We start from the raw sequence: 15,202 nt of genomic DNA, 5'->3' as shown, positions 1-15,202 counted from the left end.
TCTACCTCTTTTCGGGGTCGTCGGTCTTGGCGCGGGCCATCGCATCGGCCAGCTGCTGTTCGGGGATCTTCGGTCGCCCGCGGGAAATGGTTTTGATCAGGCCGATGACGAACACCACGGCCAGTGCCAATCCGATCACAGCGGTGCCGATGTTCTCCCAATCGGCGCGGACCCGCACCATGAGTGATTCCTGCTTGGGCAGGACCACCTCGTCGGCGGTGACCATCTCGATCGTCGTCGGCACATCGGCGTTGGCGAGGCCCTCGACGGGCACGTCCACACGCATCGTCTCCGCGGCAGGCACCTTCACGGTCTCCGTCTCCTGGGCCCGCAGCTGCGGAGTGTTCGGCTTCATTCGGATCCGCAGGGTCGCCTCGGCGGGGGACTCATTGACGATCGTGACCGGAATCGTCGTCTTCTCGCCGGTGACGAGGAGGACGGACGAACCCTTGCGCAGGTGCAGGCTGTCCATAAGGTTCTCGCTCTGCTCGCGGGCCTGACCGGCGCAGATGTTCGCGTTCCGGCCCAGGGTCCACGCCGCCGAGGTGCAGGTGAGGAGTTCGCGGTCAAGGCGGATATCGGCACTGTCACGGTCACTGAAGACGCTGTTGAAGTCCTCTTGGTTCGCCCGGGTCTCGGCCAGCGACTTCACGGCCCTCTTCCGGATGTGCGGAGCGTCGGAATCCGTGCGCAGCAGTCCGCGAGCCTCGGTACTGGAATCGAGGATCTTGTCGACCCCGGTGGGAGCGATCCACGGTGCCGAGCTCAGCTCCTCGACGGTCTGTTCCCAATTCGCCGAGGCGGCCGCGCGTGGGAGCGGAACGAACAGGCTGCGGGTGCGGTAGGGAGCCTCGGATTGGATCACCGCAGACTCCGCGACGAGCTCGGACAGTGCCCCGGCCGGGTTGTCCTCGGCGATCGCCTCGGCGCTCATGTCCGTGAGCTTCGTATCGGAGATGAGAGTGTCGATCGTCGACTCCCCGTCATCGGTGATCGTCGTCTGCGAATGCGCATCATCGTGGATGCCGGTGATCGAGGGCTGCTGACCATCGCTGATGATCGCGGTGGAATTGCCGGACTTCTTCAGCGCTCGCAGCCCGTTCTTCGTCGCACTTCCGGCAACCGGCCAAGCGATGTCCGTGCGGGCATCAGGGAAGACGTCCCCCACGATCTCGCGCTGTTTCTGAGCGAAGGAACTCAGTCGGTCGATCTTCGTCCCGCGCAGGGCACTGAGATCGGGATCGCCATAGGGCAGAGCGACGACCGTGTGCTTCTGTGCAGCCTCCACGAAGTCCTGATACCAGGAATCGAGGCGCTTGCGCTGCTTCTCCGCGGCTTCGAGGTCGGCGCCGCTGGAATCGGAGTCATCGTTCTCCGGTGCCCCGACCGGTGGTGACTGGGTCTCCTCACCGTTCTCCCCGTCGGGCTCTTCGGTCTCCTCCGGTGCGTCGGCGGGAGGCGGTTCGGCAATCGCGGCTTCGAAGGAAGCGATGATTCGCGGGTCGATCGCCAGAGCGAGCTCTTTGTGTTCCAGCAGCTTCGCGATCGTGTCGAGCGAACCGCCTTCGGCGATGGCCGCATCGAGCCGGTCGGAAGGGATGAGTCCGCCCTCGGAATGGCCGGGCAGGGTGACGGGAGCGAGCAGGCTGATCTTCGTCTGATCGAACTCCGGATCCGGGTACCACGTGGTGAAGCCGAGGGCAGAGGCTCGCAGACCGGTGTCGTCGCCGAGTTGGACCGCCAGCCCCCGTGGCCCCCATGTGCTCACGGGTGAGGACGTGCTCAGGTCGAGGTCATCGGCGGGCACACGGAAAGTGAACTCTGCGGTGGCGCCGGGATCGATGGTGTCGTCGAACGAGGTGTCGAGAGTGCTCTCCGAGGAGTCATCGGCGTCCTTGTCCTTCTTCGCCTTCTTCCTCGCTTCGGTTCCGTCATGTTCGAGATCGGCGACGGTGCGGTGCCGTGCCTGTCCCTGCTTCCAGGAAGTCAGGCGGGATTCGGAATCGAGCTTGCGAGTCGACATCTGCAGACTCAGGCTCGGCTTCTCGACCGCCTTCTTCGTCGTGTTCGAGATCGTTCCCCGCACGGTCAGCGTGCCATTGTCATCGACCCAGGGAGTCACCTCGTCGAGGGTGATCGAGACCTCGTCCTTCTTCGCATCGGTGTCCGCGTCGGTCTTCGCATCGGTGCTGGCAGCGGCCGGGGCGGCATCGAGCAGTGGGTATGCGAAAACCGGCCCTGCGAGCAGCAGGAGCGTGCTCAGCAGGGCGGTGAGGAATCGCAGTCGGCGGATGGGAATGGGTTTCACTGCTCCAGTCGGGACACCATCGGTCGGGCGGCGGCGACGATTCGGCGCTCATTGGCGAACGAGAGTCGCGAACGCAGGTCATTGAAGGGCACCCACGCCGCATCGATCGCTTCTTGGTCAGGATCATTATCCACGGTCAGAGTCCCCGACTGTGCACGCAGCAGGAAATGGTGGACGAGTTTGTGGATCCGGATTCCGGTCACGGTGAACCAGTAGTCGACGGTTCCCAGGGGACAGATGATCTGCCCCGCGATCCCGGTCTCCTCTTCGACCTCACGGCGGGCCGCCTCGGCGGGAGTCTCAGTTCCCTCGAGATGTCCCTTGGGAAGGCACCATTCGATCCGGCCGGCGCGATTGATGCGCGCGATGACGGCCACGGCCAGCTTCGGATGAGAGAAGTCGACAACGATGCCACCGGCGGAGATCTCCTCCACTGTGGTGCGGCGGGACGTGCGGGGTCCCGGCTTGGGCATCGGTGTGGTCATTCTCCTACCTTAGTAGGCGAAGCTTGGAAGTTTCGTGTCATCGGCTCCCGGTAGTCTTATGGGGACCGGAACTCGCGCCTGGCCGCGGGAGGCGAGTTCCCACGGGCAAGAGCAGAAATCTGAAGAACCGAAGGAGCTCGGTGGATCCGCAGACCGCGCACAACCGACTGCACGACAAGCTCGACGAACTCGAGCACATCCTCGGCCCGCTGGGTCAGAGGTTCTCCTCAGCCGGTTTCGAACTCGCCCTCGTCGGCGGTTCCGTCCGTGACGCGCTGCTCGGTCGCCCCATGCCCGACCTCGACTTCACCACCGACGCCCACCCCGACGACATCCTCGGGCTGATCTCTGACTGGGTCGACACGCACTGGGACATCGGACGCGAATTCGGCACCATCGGAGCCGTGAAGTCCGGCGTCCAGATCGAGATCACGACCTACCGTGCCGAAGCCTATGAAGAGGACTCGCGCAAACCTGTTGTCGCCTTCGGAACGGACCTCGACGCCGACCTCGTCCGCCGCGACTTCACGATCGGGGCGATGGCGATCCGGCTGCCCTCGAAGACCTTCGTCGACCCGCATCGGGGATTCGATGACCTCATCGCCGGTCGCATCCGCACCCCCGGGGCCGCCGCGGACTCGTTCTCCGATGATCCGCTGCGGATGATGCGCGCGGCCCGGTTCACCTCTCAGCTCGGGCTCGACCCCGTGCCTGAGGTGGAAGAGGCGATGACGGCGATGGCCGATCGGATCGAGATCATCTCCGCCGAACGCGTCCAGGTCGAACTCGTCAAGCTCATCACCGGCATCGATCCGGTCGCCGGAATCGACCTGCTCGTGCGCACCGGAATCGCCGACCATGTCCTCCCCGAGGTGTCCGGACTGCAGCTCGAGACCGATGAGCATCATCGGCACAAGGACGTCTACCAGCATTCGCTGACCGTGCTGCGTCAGGCCGTCGAACTCGAGAGCCGGTATGCCGCTGCTCAAGAGGAGGCCGGAATGGCCGACGACGATCCACAGCGCCTCCGCGTGCCGGACTTCGTCGTGCGTTTCGCCGCGCTCATGCACGATGTGGGCAAGCCCGCCACTCGGCGCTTCCAGCCCGGCGGTGCCGTGACGTTCTACCATCACGATGCGGTCGGTGCGAAGCTCACGGCCAAGCGGATGAAGGCGCTGCGCTTCGACAAGGACACGACGAAGGCGGTCGGCCGCCTCGTCGAACTGCATCTGCGCTTCTACGGCTACGGCGATGCCGGGTGGACGGATTCGGCGGTGCGCCGCTATGTCACCGACGCGGGACGGCTGCTCTCGCGGCTGCACATCCTCACCCGCGCGGACGTGACCACCCGGAACAAGCGGAAGGCCGATCGGCTCGCGTTCGCCTATGACGACCTGGAAGAGCGCATCGAGGCCCTGGCGAAACAGGAGGAGCTCGATTCGATCCGTCCGGACCTCGACGGCAAGCAGATCATGGCGATCCTCGATATCGAACCATCACCGCTGGTGGGCAAGGCGTACAAGCATCTGCTCGAGCTGAGGATGGAGCACGGACCGCTCGGACCCGAACGCGCCGAGGCGGAGCTGCGCTCCTGGTGGGAGTCCCACGGACAGTGACCGACCCCCGCCTGCTCACAGGCTGATCAGTGCTGATACCTTCGTAATCGTCTAGATTTGTGTGTGACGTCACATGATGTGACGGTGGCGAAAGGTGAGGAGACCACAATGACAGTGACCGAGGAGTTCCGCGCTGCCCGAGACAAGCTGATCGAGCTCCGCAGCGATTACGAGGCCGCCCGCGAACAATTCGAATGGCCGCGTTTCACACACTTCAACTTCGCACTCGACTGGTTCGACAAGATCGCCGTGAACAACGACAAGCCGGCTCTGTGGATCGTCGAGCAGGACGGCTCTGAGGGCAAGTGGAGCTTCGCGGAGCTCTCCGCCCGGTCGAACCAGGTGGCGAATCATCTCCGCCGGGCCGGAGTCAAGCGCGGCGACCATGTCATGGTCATGCTCAACAACCAGGTCGAGCTGTGGGAGACGATGCTCGCAGGCATCAAGCTCGGTGCCGTGCTCATGCCGGCAACCACGCAGCTGGGCCCCATCGACCTCACCGACCGGGCCGAGCGCGGGCAGGCCGAGTTCGTCGTCGCCGGCGCCGAGGATGCGGCGAAGTTCGATGACGTCGATGTCGAAGTCGTGCGCATCGTCGTCGGCGGGGAACCCACCCGCCAGCAGGACTACAGCTACTCCGATGCCGATGATGAGAGCACCGAATTCGACCCTCAAGGCACCTCCCGCGCCGATGACCTGATGCTCCTCTACTTCACTTCGGGAACCACATCGAAGGCGAAGATGGTCGCCCACACGCATGTCTCCTACCCCGTCGGTCATCTCTCGACGATGTACTGGATGGGCCTGACGCCCGGCGACGTCCACCTCAATGTCGCCTCGCCCGGGTGGGCCAAGCACGCCTGGTCGAATATCTTCACCCCGTGGATCGCCGAGGCATGCGTCTTCCTCTATAACTACTCCCGCTTCGACGCCAACGCCCTCATGGAGACGATGGATCGCGTGGGAGTGACGAGCTTCTGTGCCCCGCCGACCGTGTGGCGCATGCTCATCCAGGCCGACCTCAGCCACCTGAAGAACCCTCCGACGAAGGCTCTCGGCGCCGGTGAACCCCTCAATCCCGAGATCATCGACCGCGTTCACAGCGAATGGGGTGTGCTCATCCGCGACGGGTTCGGTCAGACCGAGTCGACTCTGCAGATCGGCAACTCTCCCGATCAGGAGCTCAAATACGGTTCGATGGGCAAGGCTCTGCCCGGATTCGATGTCGTGCTCATCGACCCGGCGACCGGTGAGGAAGGCGACGAGGGCGAGATCTGCCTGCGCCTCGATCCCCGACCCATCGGCCTGACGACCGGATACTGGAGCAACCCGGAGAAGACCGCAGAGGCCTTCGAAGGCGGCGTCTACCACACCGGTGATGTGGCATCCCGGGATGAGGACGGCTACATCACCTATGTCGGTCGCGCCGATGACGTGTTCAAGGCCAGCGACTACCGTCTCTCCCCCTTCGAACTCGAAAGCGTGCTCATCGAACACGAGGCCGTCGCCGAGGCGGCCGTCGTGCCCTCGCCGGATCCGGTGCGACTGGCTGTGCCCAAGGCGTATGTCGTCGTCTCGAGCAAGTTCGCTGCCGATGCCGATACAGCACGGTCGATCCTCACCTACTGCCGTGAGCACCTGGCACCGTACAAGCGCATCCGACGCCTCGAGTTCGCCGAGCTGCCGAAGACGATCTCCGGCAAGATCCGTCGCGTCGAGCTGCGGGCCCGCGAAGACCAGCTGCATCCGTTCAGCGGCGAACCTGTCGTCGAGGGCAACGAGTACGCCGATACGGACTTCGACCTCAAGAGCTGAGCGGCTCCGCGACTCTCGTTCAAGCAGCACAGCACTTTTCAGCCCGTACACGTGCGGCGAAGCGCTGGGCCGCTTGAACGAGGCGTCGCGGCTGGCGGCACCTGCGGAAAAGTACGCGCATGCATGAACGAGAAGGTACGCGCATGCATGAACGAGAAGGTACGCGCGCATGGTCGAGGTGCCTTGGCTGGTGACGGACTTGTGGCGGCGAAGACTGATCTGCGGGCAGACGTTTGAATGTGAGCAAACACGCACTCGTCACGGTTGATTCTCCCGCAGTCAAGTAAAATGCCTGGTGAGATGCCGAATGCGGGGTTACTCTGAGAACGGTTCGGTAACCTGGCGTGTCTGCAGGGTGTCAGGCTCAGCACTTTTTCATCCTCTACTAATGAATGCGTGCGAGACTGATTGGCGTCTTTGACCTTTTTCGGACCTCGTCGCCACGCATTGCGGCAGGCTGACTGACCTGGAGGACCTTGGGTGGCTAAGGGACAACACACAGCCAAAAACATCGGCAGGAATACGAAGAACCTGCTCAACTACCCGCGAGCGGGTGTGAGCGGATGCACCCGTTTCCTGCCGAGCATCCGTGTACTCGTAGTCGGCGGGCTCAGCCTTGTCATCGCTCTGTGCGTGGCTTTCGCCATCGGCTATGCTGCAACGGACATCCCCGAGCCGAACCTCGAGGCCACCGGTCAGACCTCGACGATCTACTACAGCGACGGCAAGACGCCGATCGGTCAGTACAAGGTCGAGGACCGCAAGTCAGTGGAGATCGATGAAATCTCCGAACCCATGCAGAAGGCTGCGATCGCTGCCGAGGACACCTCGTTCTACGAGAACCGTGGTATTTCCATCAAGGGTCTCTCGCGTGCTGTCGTCGGCGTGGCCACGAACAAGTACGCGGGTGGCGGTTCGACGATCACCCAGCAGTACGTGAAGAACTTCTACCTCACGAACGAGCATTCGCTTGATCGCAAGGTCAAGGAGATGTTCATCTCGCTCAAGATCGACCAGCAGCAGTCGAAGGACGAGATCCTCGCGAACTACCTCAACACCATCTACCTCGGTCGTCGTTCCTACGGAATCGAAGTGGCATCTCAGAACTATTTCGACAAGCCGGCCTCGGAACTCAATGTCAGCGAGTCCGCTCTGCTTGCCGCGATGATCCAGCGCCCGGGTGCCGCCGATCCTTCGGACAATCCCGAGGCCTATCAGGACCGCTTCGACTACGTGGTCAAGAACATGGTCGACGAAGGCTTCATCACCGAGGAGCAGGCCGCCAAGGTAGAGATGCCCGAAGTGAGGAAGCAGAACAAGGAATCCTCGCTGTCCGGGCAGAAGGGCTACATGTGGGACTTCGTCCGTCGTGAAGCCCTGCGCAAGCTCGATATCGATGAGGCCCAGCTCGACCGCGGTGGCTACAACATCGTCACCACCTTCGACAAGGATCGGATGAAGGCCGCTGAGCAGGCCATCAAGACGCTTCCCCAGGACCAGCCCGAAGGAATGCAGGCCGGCCTCGTCTCGATCGACCCGGACAACGGCGGAATCGAAGCCTTCTACGGCGGTAAGAACTACCTCGACCAGGCGTTCAACGCCTCGACACAGAGCCATGTGCAGGCCGGATCGACGTTCAAGCCATTCGCGCTCGTCGCAGGTCTGGAGAACGGTGTCAGGCTGACCGATTCCTATCCCGGTGCCAGCCCGACGGTGCTCAACAACGACGGCACGCCGTGGCCGGTGCGCAACTTCGGCGGCTCAAGCTATGGCCCGGTGAGCCTGCTCAAGGCGACGCAGTCCTCGATCAACACAGCCTATGCGGCACTCAACGTGCAGGTCGGGCCCGACAAGACTGTCGACGTCGCCGAACGTGCGGGTCTGAGCGAGAACTGCACCGACAAGGAGATGAAGACCGGGGATACCGGCGGCTGCTCGATCGGTCTGACCCCGAACCCCTCCAATGTGCTCGGTACGCCCAGCGTCAAGCCCATCGATATGGCTTCGGCGTACGCGACCTTTGCGGCAAACGGCGTGCACCACGAGACGCACTCGATCAAGAAGGTCACGAAGGGTGCCGAGGACGAGGAAGTGTACAAGGCCGAAACCAAGGGCAAGCGCGTCTTCGACAAGGCAGTTGGTGCCGAGACCTCGTACGCCCTGAGCCAGGTCGTTCAGGGTGGTTCGGGCAGCTACGCCCAGAACCTCGGTCGTCCTGCCGCCGGCAAGACCGGTACGACGAACGAGAACAAGGCCGCATGGTTCTCCGGTTACACACCGAACCTCGCCACCTCGGTCGTGCTCTATCGCGAGGTCGACGGAAAGTCCGTGTCTATCGGCTCCTTCGGCGGTCGCGGTGAGGTCACCGGTGGTTCGTTCCCCGTGCAGGTGTGGACCGACTACATGCAGAAGGCCCTCCAGGGTGAGAAGGTCGAACAGTTCCCGGCCCGGGGCGAGCTTCCCGATAAGCCGAAGCCGAAGAACACGAATGAGCCGGCCGCTCCGAAGCCCGAGCCGAAGGAAGAACCTGAGCCCAAGGCTCCCGCTGACAACAGCGACGGAGACGAGGACAAGGAGACCAAGGCTCCGATCGAGACGCCGAAGGACGAGAAGGACAAAGACTCGGACGGCGACGAAAAGGGCAAGGAAGAGGGCTCGGAGGACGGCTCCGACGAAGGTTCGAAGGACTCCGACGGTAAGGATTCGAAGGACGGTTCGTCGGGCGGCGGCGATAACGGCTCTGACAATGGCGGAGACGGCGGCGACCCCCCTGGGGACAATGAACCGAACCCCGTGGATCCACCTGATATCCCAAATCCGCCCAAACCCGGTGACAACGACGGTGGCGGTGCTGCGGACCTCGGAGGCGATTGATCGTGGCTGACCGGTAACCTCGAGTCATGCCCTCGAAGTCCAGCACCCGGATCGCCGAGCCCCTGCTCGGCGGTCCGGTCGGCATTCACCTCGGTGCTGCCGGTCGCCGGTTCCGCAGCGCGCAGGCCTCTGCGCTGGCTGCGGTCCTCGGCGTCACCACCTTCCTCGCTCTGGCTCTGCAGGGTCCGTGTCTGAGCTCGGGATACGAACAGCCGGCCGCCTCGGCGAGGATGTGCGCAGGGCCGCTGTCCACAGCTTTCCTCGGTGGCACCAACCCCGAGGTACTTGGGCGCGCACACGGCGGAGCGGCGGCCCTGGCCCCGCTGGAAGCTCGCCTGGTCGACCTGTTCCACCTGTTCACCAACGACGTCTCCCTCTTCATGGTCGTCGTGCTCCTGCTCAACACCGCAGGGATCGCGGCACTCGGCGCGGGACTCCTCGTCCTTGCCCGCTTCCGGGGGTGGCTGGTCGCGGTCTTCGCCTCCCCGCTTATCCTCTTCACCCTCGGCTCCACTCTCGACCCGATCGCCCTCGCCCTGGCGGTGTGGGCGATGGTCATCTTCTTCGGAACCCCACCGCTGCGCCCGCGCGGGTGGTTGGCCGGTGTGCTGCTGGGCATTGCGACGTTCATCAACCCACTCGCCCTCCTCGTGCTCCTCGCCCTGACCGTGGCCGGGCCGAACCCGGCTCGCGGACTGGGGCCGCGCAATCCGCGGATGATGCTCGCAGCGGCCACTCTCACCTCGGCGGTGCTGCTCGTCGTCGATCTCAGCGCGATCGACCGGATCATCCACTGGTACTCCGATGCCGTCGACGGCGGATCCTTCGCGTCGATTCTGCTCATGGCCGAACTCGGCGACGTGTCCGTCTGGGCCCCGCTGTGGATCATCGTCAGCGCCGGAGTGGTCCTCGCCGTCACCGTCTCCCTCTACATGGTCCGCCGCACGGGTGTCGACCCGGCCGTAGCCGCATGCCTGCTCATCGGCGGCTGCCTGCTGCTGGCGCCGGGACTCATGCCCTGGGACAGCCTGTGGCTGCTGCCCTTCATCGCCCTGTCCGTCCGCCGCTGGTGGGTGCTCATCGTCTGGACCCTCGCCGAGGCGGTCTTCGCCGTCGCCGTCCAACTCGGTGATGTGTCGGGATTCGAAGTCGATGAGGGACTCGACTCCACCTTCGTCGCCCTGTTCACCCTGCTGAGGCTGCTCGCTCTCGTCCTCGTCGTGATCATGGCCGGTGAGAACCTCTACCGGCGCGGTATCCGCGGTCGCACGGCTGCGTCGGCGCCGCCTCGGCGAGAGGATATCGACGATCCTGGCGACGGCCGGGAAGATCGGGCTGCTGGACGTAAGGAAGAGCACGAATCCGGACATGACAGCCAGCGCACCGGTCGATTAGACTAGTGAGGTCTGTTCCCATTTCGTGACGATCATGAGACCGGGGGCGGACGTGCATATACCCTCCTGCCATGGACCGACCATGGCCGTAAAGACCAGAGGAGGTGGGTGACATATGCGTAAGTACGAGCTCATGCTCATTCTTGATAACGACCTCGAAGAGCGGACGCTGGCTGACACCGTGAACAACCTGATCAAGGTTGTCCCGGCTGAGAACGGCACCGTCGACAACGTGGATATCTGGGGACGTCGTCGCTTCGCGTACGAGATCCAGAAGAAGTCCGAAGGCTACTACGTCGTGGTTGATTTCCACGCCGAGCCTGCAACGACCAAGGAACTCGATCGTCAGCTCGGACTCAACGAGTCCGTTCTGCGTACGAAGATCCTCCGCCCGGACGCCAAGTAAGGCATCTTAAGCTACCTCGCTTCTAGGAGATTCAATGGCAGGCGAAACAGTCATCACGGTCGTCGGGAACCTCACCAGCGATCCCGAACTGCGCTTCACACCGAACGGTGCGGCAGTCGCAAACTTCACCGTGGCCTCGACGCCGCGTATCTTCGACCGTCAGGCCAACGAGTTCAAGGACGGAGAGACTCTCTTCCTCCGCTGCTCGGTGTGGCGTGAAATGGGAGAGAACGTCGCCGAATCTCTGCAGCGCGGTACTCGGGTCATCGTTCAGGGCCGACTGAAGTCCCGGTCCTTCGAGACCAAGGAAGGCGAGAAGCGCACGGTCATGGAGCTGGACGTCGACGAAGTCGGCCCCAGCCTGCGACGCGCCACCGCACAGGTCTCGAAGAACAACCCCAGCGGCGGAGGAAACTTCGGCGGTGGCGGCGGCAACTTCGGCGGAGGCAACCAGGGCGGAGGCGGCCAGCAGGGCGGCTTCGGCAACCAGCAGTCCTCCGGTTGGGGCAACAACCCTCAGCAGGGTGGACAGCGCCAGGGCGGTTACAGCCAGGGCGGCGGCAACGCACCCGCCAATGACCCGTGGGCATCATCGAACCCGCAGAGCGGCAACGGCGGCTGGGGCAACCCCGGCGCCGATGAACCCCCGTTCTGATCCACGTCTTCACGACATTTCGAGACATTCGTTAACAGGAGATACTCATGGCAAAGCCAGAGATCCGGAAGCCTATCAAGAAGAAGGCTAATCCGCTCAAGAAGGGCGAAGCGGCGAACATCCACTACAAGGACACCGCTACGCTCCGTAAGTTCATTTCCGACCGCGGCAAGATCCGTGCACGTCGCGTCACCGGTGTGACCGTGCAGGAACAGCGCGTCATCGCAAAGGCCGTCAAGAACGCCCGCGAGATGGCACTTCTGCCCTACTCGAGCTCAGCTCGCTGATCGGAGGGAAAGAATAATGCCTAACCGCAAAGTGATTCTGAACCAGGAAGTCGACGGCCTCGGTGCCGCCGGCGACGTCGTCGAGGTTCGTGCCGGATACGCACGCAACCTGCTTCTGCCTCGTGGCTGGGCTTCGGCCTGGTCCGCCGGCGCTGAGAAGCACATCGAGGCTCTGCGTAAGGCCCGCCAGGCCAAGCAGATCGCCGATCACGACGAAGCCATCAAGGTCAAGGGCGAACTCGAGTCGACGACGGCTCGCATCGACATGAAGGCCGGTAAGAACGGTCGCCTCTTCGGCGCTGTCACCCCTGCCCTCGTGGCCGAGGCCCTGCAGACCGCGACCGGACGCGAGTTCGATCGCCGTCAGGTCGCCCTGACCGGTCACGTCAAGACCCCCGGCAGCTACAACGCTGTTGTGCGCGTCGGCGACGAGATCACCGCGAAGATCAAGTTCGAGGTCATCGGCAAGGCCTGATCGACGGCCTTGTCCGGACGGACGTCTCAGTCCGGATGATCCGGACGTGGGAGGGTCTGAACGGCCCCACCACACCACCGCCGAGGCGGCACCTGAGTCCAGGTGCCGCCTCGGCGCTATTCATAGGGTGGGGAGACGGGTGCTGCGGCGGTACTGACGGGGTGAAAGGGCGCGTGTGCTGCCGAGTGAAGCGGCGCGGCAGCTGCGGGGTGGGTCAGGTGAAGAGCTTCTGGCCGATCATCGTGTCCCCGGTGCCGATGCCGGGCGGTATGGCGAACAGTGCCGAGGCTTGATGCTGCAGGTACTCGGTGAGCAGATCCTTCTGTGCCATGGCCTTGAGAATCGGATAGAAGTTCGTCCGCGGGTCCCGTACGAAGGCGATGAAGAACAGCCCCGCGTCGAGGCGGCCGAGCGAGTCATTGCCATCGGTGAAGTTGTATCCCCGGCGCAGCATCTTCGCCCCCTCGTGGTGTTCAGGAGCGACGATGGCGACATGCGACCGAGCATCGATCGCCGGAGCCCCCTCGGCGTTCTTCGCTGCGAAGTCGATGGGGGTGAACTCTTCGTCCGCGGCAGGTTCGGCCACGGACTGCGGGGCGCCGAAGCGCTTGTCGCGGCCAATGATGTCCTCCTGTTCGGCCAAGGAGACTCTGTCCCAGATCTCCAAATACATGTGGATCTTGCGAGCCATGAAATACGTTCCTCCGGCCAGCCAGCCATCGGAGGCCGGATCATCGCCGGACTGCACCCACAGGTGCTTGTCGAGCTCGCCGTCGGCGTCCTCGCTCTTGATGTTGTTCGTCCCGTCCTTGAACCCGAACAGGTTGCGCGGCGTCTCCTGCTTAGTCGACGTCGAGGAGGTGCGGCCGTAGCCGATCTGCCCCCACTTGAGCTTCGCAGTGCCGAAAGCGATGCGGGTGAGGTTGCGGATCGCGTGGACGGCGACCTGCGGATCATTGGCGCAGGCTTGGACAAGCAGATCCCCGTTGCTTTCGGAAGTATGGATGGCTTCGTTCGCGAACTTCGGCACTCCGTCTTTGAGCACCTGCGGCATCTTGCTCTGCAGACCGAAACGGTCCTTGCCTGCCTCGTCGACGAACAGGGTGGCACCGAAGCCGAAGGTGATCGTCAGTCCGCTGGCCGGATAGCCCCACACCTCACCGGAGTCCTTCGGCGGAAGTTCGGCATTCGCGTCCGGAGCACCCCCGACAAGGTCGCCGGCACTCATCTGCTCGGCCGCGACCGTCCAATCCTCGAGGAGGCCGATGAGCGCCTGACGGTCCGCAGTCGTGACATCGAAGGCCGCCGTATACATATTGTCCTGAGCGGGAGTGAGGATGCCCTGCTGCTTCTCGGCTCGGAACGGATAGCTGAGATGGACGGCGGACTGCTTTCTCTCCTCCGCCCCGCGCACCGCATAGCCGACCGCACCACCGCCGACACCGGCGATGCCGAGCGCCCCGGCGGCACCACCGAGGGCGAAGAGTCGCCGCCGCGGAATCCCGCGGACAGTGCCGTCGGCGGAAGAGCTGTGCTCGTCAGTGCTCATCGAAGACCCCCATTCAGCGCAGAACGGTGCCGCTGACCTGGGACAGCGGCTCACTCAGTGCGTTGACGGCATCCGAGAGCTCCTGCTGAGCCCGCGTATAGTCGGTGTCCTTCGGAGCTTCGCCGGCATCCTTCTGCACGGCGGCGACCTTCGAGTAGTCCTCGTAGAGGATATTGCCCTCGTCGTCCCTGCCGTTCTGGTACTTCTCGAGCACCGTCTTCACACCGTCGAGGTTCCTTGTGATCTTCTTCGCGAGTTCGGGATCTTGGGCTTCGACGAGCTCCTCGACATTGCCGTAGGCGACCTCGGCGCCTTCGACGTTCGCGTGGAAGTCATAGAGGTCGGTGTGCGAGAAGGTCTCTTCCTCGCCGCCGATCTTCGACAGCGCAACCTCTTCGAGCAGCGCGGAGGCACCCGTGGCGACGTCCGAGAGCTTCAGTTCAAACGTTCCGCCGGCACCCTCGACCTTGCCGTAGACGAGGTCGTAAAGGGTCTTCGTATCCTCGTTGAGCTTGTCTGCGACCTTCTTCCGGTCCGCCTCGGAGTCGAATTTGTAGCCTTCGTCCTCATCTGTGAACAGGTCGGCCTCGATCCGGTGCCAACCGGTCCAGTCGGCGAGCACCTCGGGGTCGTCGGGTTTCTTCCCCGCATCGACCGAGAGGTCCTGGACCCGAGCGTCGAGCGATCCGTCGAGGTCACCGGCTTCTTTGATGCCGAAGGACTCGGCCGTCGGTTCGATGCGTTCATAATGCTGACGCGCCAATGGGTAGAGGGCCTTCGCCTTCTCCGTGTCTCCCGAGGTGTAAGCGTCGGTGAAGTCCTTCGTCGCATCGACGAGCTGTCCGACCTGGTCCTTGACGTAGCCGGTGTAGTTCGTGATCCCCTTGTCCTCGGCGGCCCGGGTGTCGCTGTCGATGGAGACCTCTTCGCCCTTCGTCACCACGAACTCCGCCAAGCCGACGAAGTCGCCGACCATGTTCGGCTTGCACGCCGTGTAGTACGTGCCTTCATCGAGCGACGTGGTCACCGTGGTCGTCGTGCCCGGGCCGATATTCTCCTTCTCGGACTCGATCTGAAGCTGGTTCTCGGCGAGGATCTCGAACTCGTTCGGTTTCGTGCCCTTGTTCGTCACGGAGAAGCTCACCTTGCCCGAGGGCAGAGTGGCTGGGCTGACCTCGCAGGTGTCATCGGTGATCGTCACCGTGACGGCGTCGCCGGCTGCCGCCGCATCGTCCTTCTTGTTCGCCGGATTGTCGGTGCAGGCAGCAAGCGAGACAGCGAGCAGAGTGGCAGTGGGCAGAGCGATGAGCGCGGAATGGCGTTTCATGATGTCCTCGT

12 protein-coding genes are annotated in these 15,202 nt (G+C 63.6%); 8 read left to right on the top strand and 4 right to left on the bottom strand.

Annotated features, from left to right (window positions below; all coding sequences use genetic code 11):
• Window position 1 precedes the first annotated feature (1 nt).
• Both LJ362_RS16780 and LJ362_RS16775 read right to left on the bottom strand, forming a co-directional pair.
• Window positions 2-2,308, bottom strand: a complete 2,307-nt coding sequence (locus LJ362_RS16780; RefSeq protein ID WP_264800141.1) for a DUF6049 family protein — start codon at window positions 2,306-2,308, stop codon at window positions 2-4.
• Window positions 2,305-2,793: an NUDIX domain-containing protein gene (locus LJ362_RS16775; RefSeq protein WP_092009772.1), complete on the bottom strand. Its 489-nt coding sequence runs from the start codon at window positions 2,791-2,793 to the stop codon at window positions 2,305-2,307. The genes LJ362_RS16780 and LJ362_RS16775 overlap by 4 nt, the downstream gene beginning before the upstream one ends.
• A 140-nt stretch (window positions 2,794-2,933) precedes the next feature.
• On the opposite strand from LJ362_RS16775, the gene LJ362_RS16770 reads away from it, so the two are divergent.
• From LJ362_RS16770 to rplI, 8 genes are all read left to right on the top strand, one after another.
• The gene (locus LJ362_RS16770) at window positions 2,934-4,409 is read left to right on the top strand and encodes a CCA tRNA nucleotidyltransferase (protein WP_264800140.1); all 1,476 of its coding nucleotides are present in this window, start codon (window positions 2,934-2,936) and stop codon (window positions 4,407-4,409) included.
• A gap of 108 nt (window positions 4,410-4,517) precedes the next feature.
• A complete protein-coding gene (locus LJ362_RS16765; RefSeq protein WP_264800139.1) occupies window positions 4,518-6,224 on the top strand; it encodes an AMP-binding protein in 1,707 nt (568 codons plus the stop codon).
• A 480-nt stretch (window positions 6,225-6,704) separates the two neighbouring features.
• Window positions 6,705-9,098 carry a transglycosylase domain-containing protein gene (locus tag LJ362_RS16760; RefSeq protein WP_264800138.1) on the top strand — a complete coding sequence of 798 codons (2,394 nt, stop codon included), beginning with the start codon at window positions 6,705-6,707 and terminating at the stop codon, window positions 9,096-9,098.
• A gap of 26 nt (window positions 9,099-9,124) precedes the next feature.
• Window positions 9,125-10,498 (top strand): hypothetical protein, encoded by a 1,374-nt coding sequence (locus tag LJ362_RS16755; protein ID WP_264800137.1) that lies wholly within the window; start codon window positions 9,125-9,127, stop codon window positions 10,496-10,498.
• Between the two features lie 109 nt (window positions 10,499-10,607).
• Window positions 10,608-10,898: a 30S ribosomal protein S6 gene (gene rpsF / locus LJ362_RS16750; protein WP_025779601.1), complete on the top strand. Its 291-nt coding sequence runs from the start codon at window positions 10,608-10,610 to the stop codon at window positions 10,896-10,898.
• A gap of 34 nt (window positions 10,899-10,932) precedes the next feature.
• The gene (locus tag LJ362_RS16745) at window positions 10,933-11,553 is read left to right on the top strand and encodes a single-stranded DNA-binding protein (RefSeq protein ID WP_264800136.1); all 621 of its coding nucleotides are present in this window, start codon (window positions 10,933-10,935) and stop codon (window positions 11,551-11,553) included.
• Between the two features lie 47 nt (window positions 11,554-11,600).
• Entirely contained in the window at window positions 11,601-11,840 is a 240-nt protein-coding gene (gene rpsR, locus LJ362_RS16740) for a 30S ribosomal protein S18 (RefSeq protein WP_025779604.1), read from the top strand.
• Between the two features lie 16 nt (window positions 11,841-11,856).
• Window positions 11,857-12,315, top strand: coding sequence for a 50S ribosomal protein L9 (gene rplI / locus LJ362_RS16735; protein WP_062860402.1), 459 nt, complete (start codon window positions 11,857-11,859; stop codon window positions 12,313-12,315).
• Between the two features lie 214 nt (window positions 12,316-12,529).
• Here the strand turns inward: rplI and LJ362_RS16730 are convergent, their stop codons facing one another.
• Window positions 12,530-13,864: a Dyp-type peroxidase gene (locus tag LJ362_RS16730; protein WP_264800135.1), complete on the bottom strand. Its 1,335-nt coding sequence runs from the start codon at window positions 13,862-13,864 to the stop codon at window positions 12,530-12,532.
• A 13-nt stretch (window positions 13,865-13,877) separates the two neighbouring features.
• Window positions 13,878-15,191 carry an iron uptake system protein EfeO gene (efeO, locus tag LJ362_RS16725; RefSeq protein ID WP_264800134.1) on the bottom strand — a complete coding sequence of 438 codons (1,314 nt, stop codon included), beginning with the start codon at window positions 15,189-15,191 and terminating at the stop codon, window positions 13,878-13,880.
• Window positions 15,192-15,202 lie beyond the last annotated feature (11 nt).

The organism is Brevibacterium sp. JSBI002, from assembly GCF_026013965.1.
Lineage (GTDB): Bacteria > Actinomycetota > Actinomycetes > Actinomycetales > Brevibacteriaceae > Brevibacterium.
Note: the sequence above shows the minus strand (reverse complement) of the source record. Positions and strands in the feature narration are given on the sequence as shown.

What these genes read in the sequence shown, in the direction of transcription:
- LJ362_RS16775 (WP_092009772.1), bottom strand. Translation starts at nt 2,793, where the DNA reads ATGACCACACCGATGCCCAAGCCGGGACCCCGCACGTCCCGCCGCACC.
- LJ362_RS16730 (WP_264800135.1), bottom strand. Translation starts at nt 13,864, where the DNA reads ATGAGCACTGACGAGCACAGCTCTTCCGCCGACGGCACTGTCCGCGGG.
- LJ362_RS16765 (WP_264800139.1), top strand. Translation starts at nt 4,518, where the DNA reads ATGACAGTGACCGAGGAGTTCCGCGCTGCCCGAGACAAGCTGATCGAG.
- rpsR (WP_025779604.1), top strand. Translation starts at nt 11,601, where the DNA reads ATGGCAAAGCCAGAGATCCGGAAGCCTATCAAGAAGAAGGCTAATCCG.
- efeO (WP_264800134.1), bottom strand. Translation starts at nt 15,191, where the DNA reads ATGAAACGCCATTCCGCGCTCATCGCTCTGCCCACTGCCACTCTGCTC.
- rpsF (WP_025779601.1), top strand. Translation starts at nt 10,608, where the DNA reads ATGCGTAAGTACGAGCTCATGCTCATTCTTGATAACGACCTCGAAGAG.
- LJ362_RS16745 (WP_264800136.1), top strand. Translation starts at nt 10,933, where the DNA reads ATGGCAGGCGAAACAGTCATCACGGTCGTCGGGAACCTCACCAGCGAT.
- LJ362_RS16755 (WP_264800137.1), top strand. Translation starts at nt 9,125, where the DNA reads ATGCCCTCGAAGTCCAGCACCCGGATCGCCGAGCCCCTGCTCGGCGGT.
- rplI (WP_062860402.1), top strand. Translation starts at nt 11,857, where the DNA reads ATGCCTAACCGCAAAGTGATTCTGAACCAGGAAGTCGACGGCCTCGGT.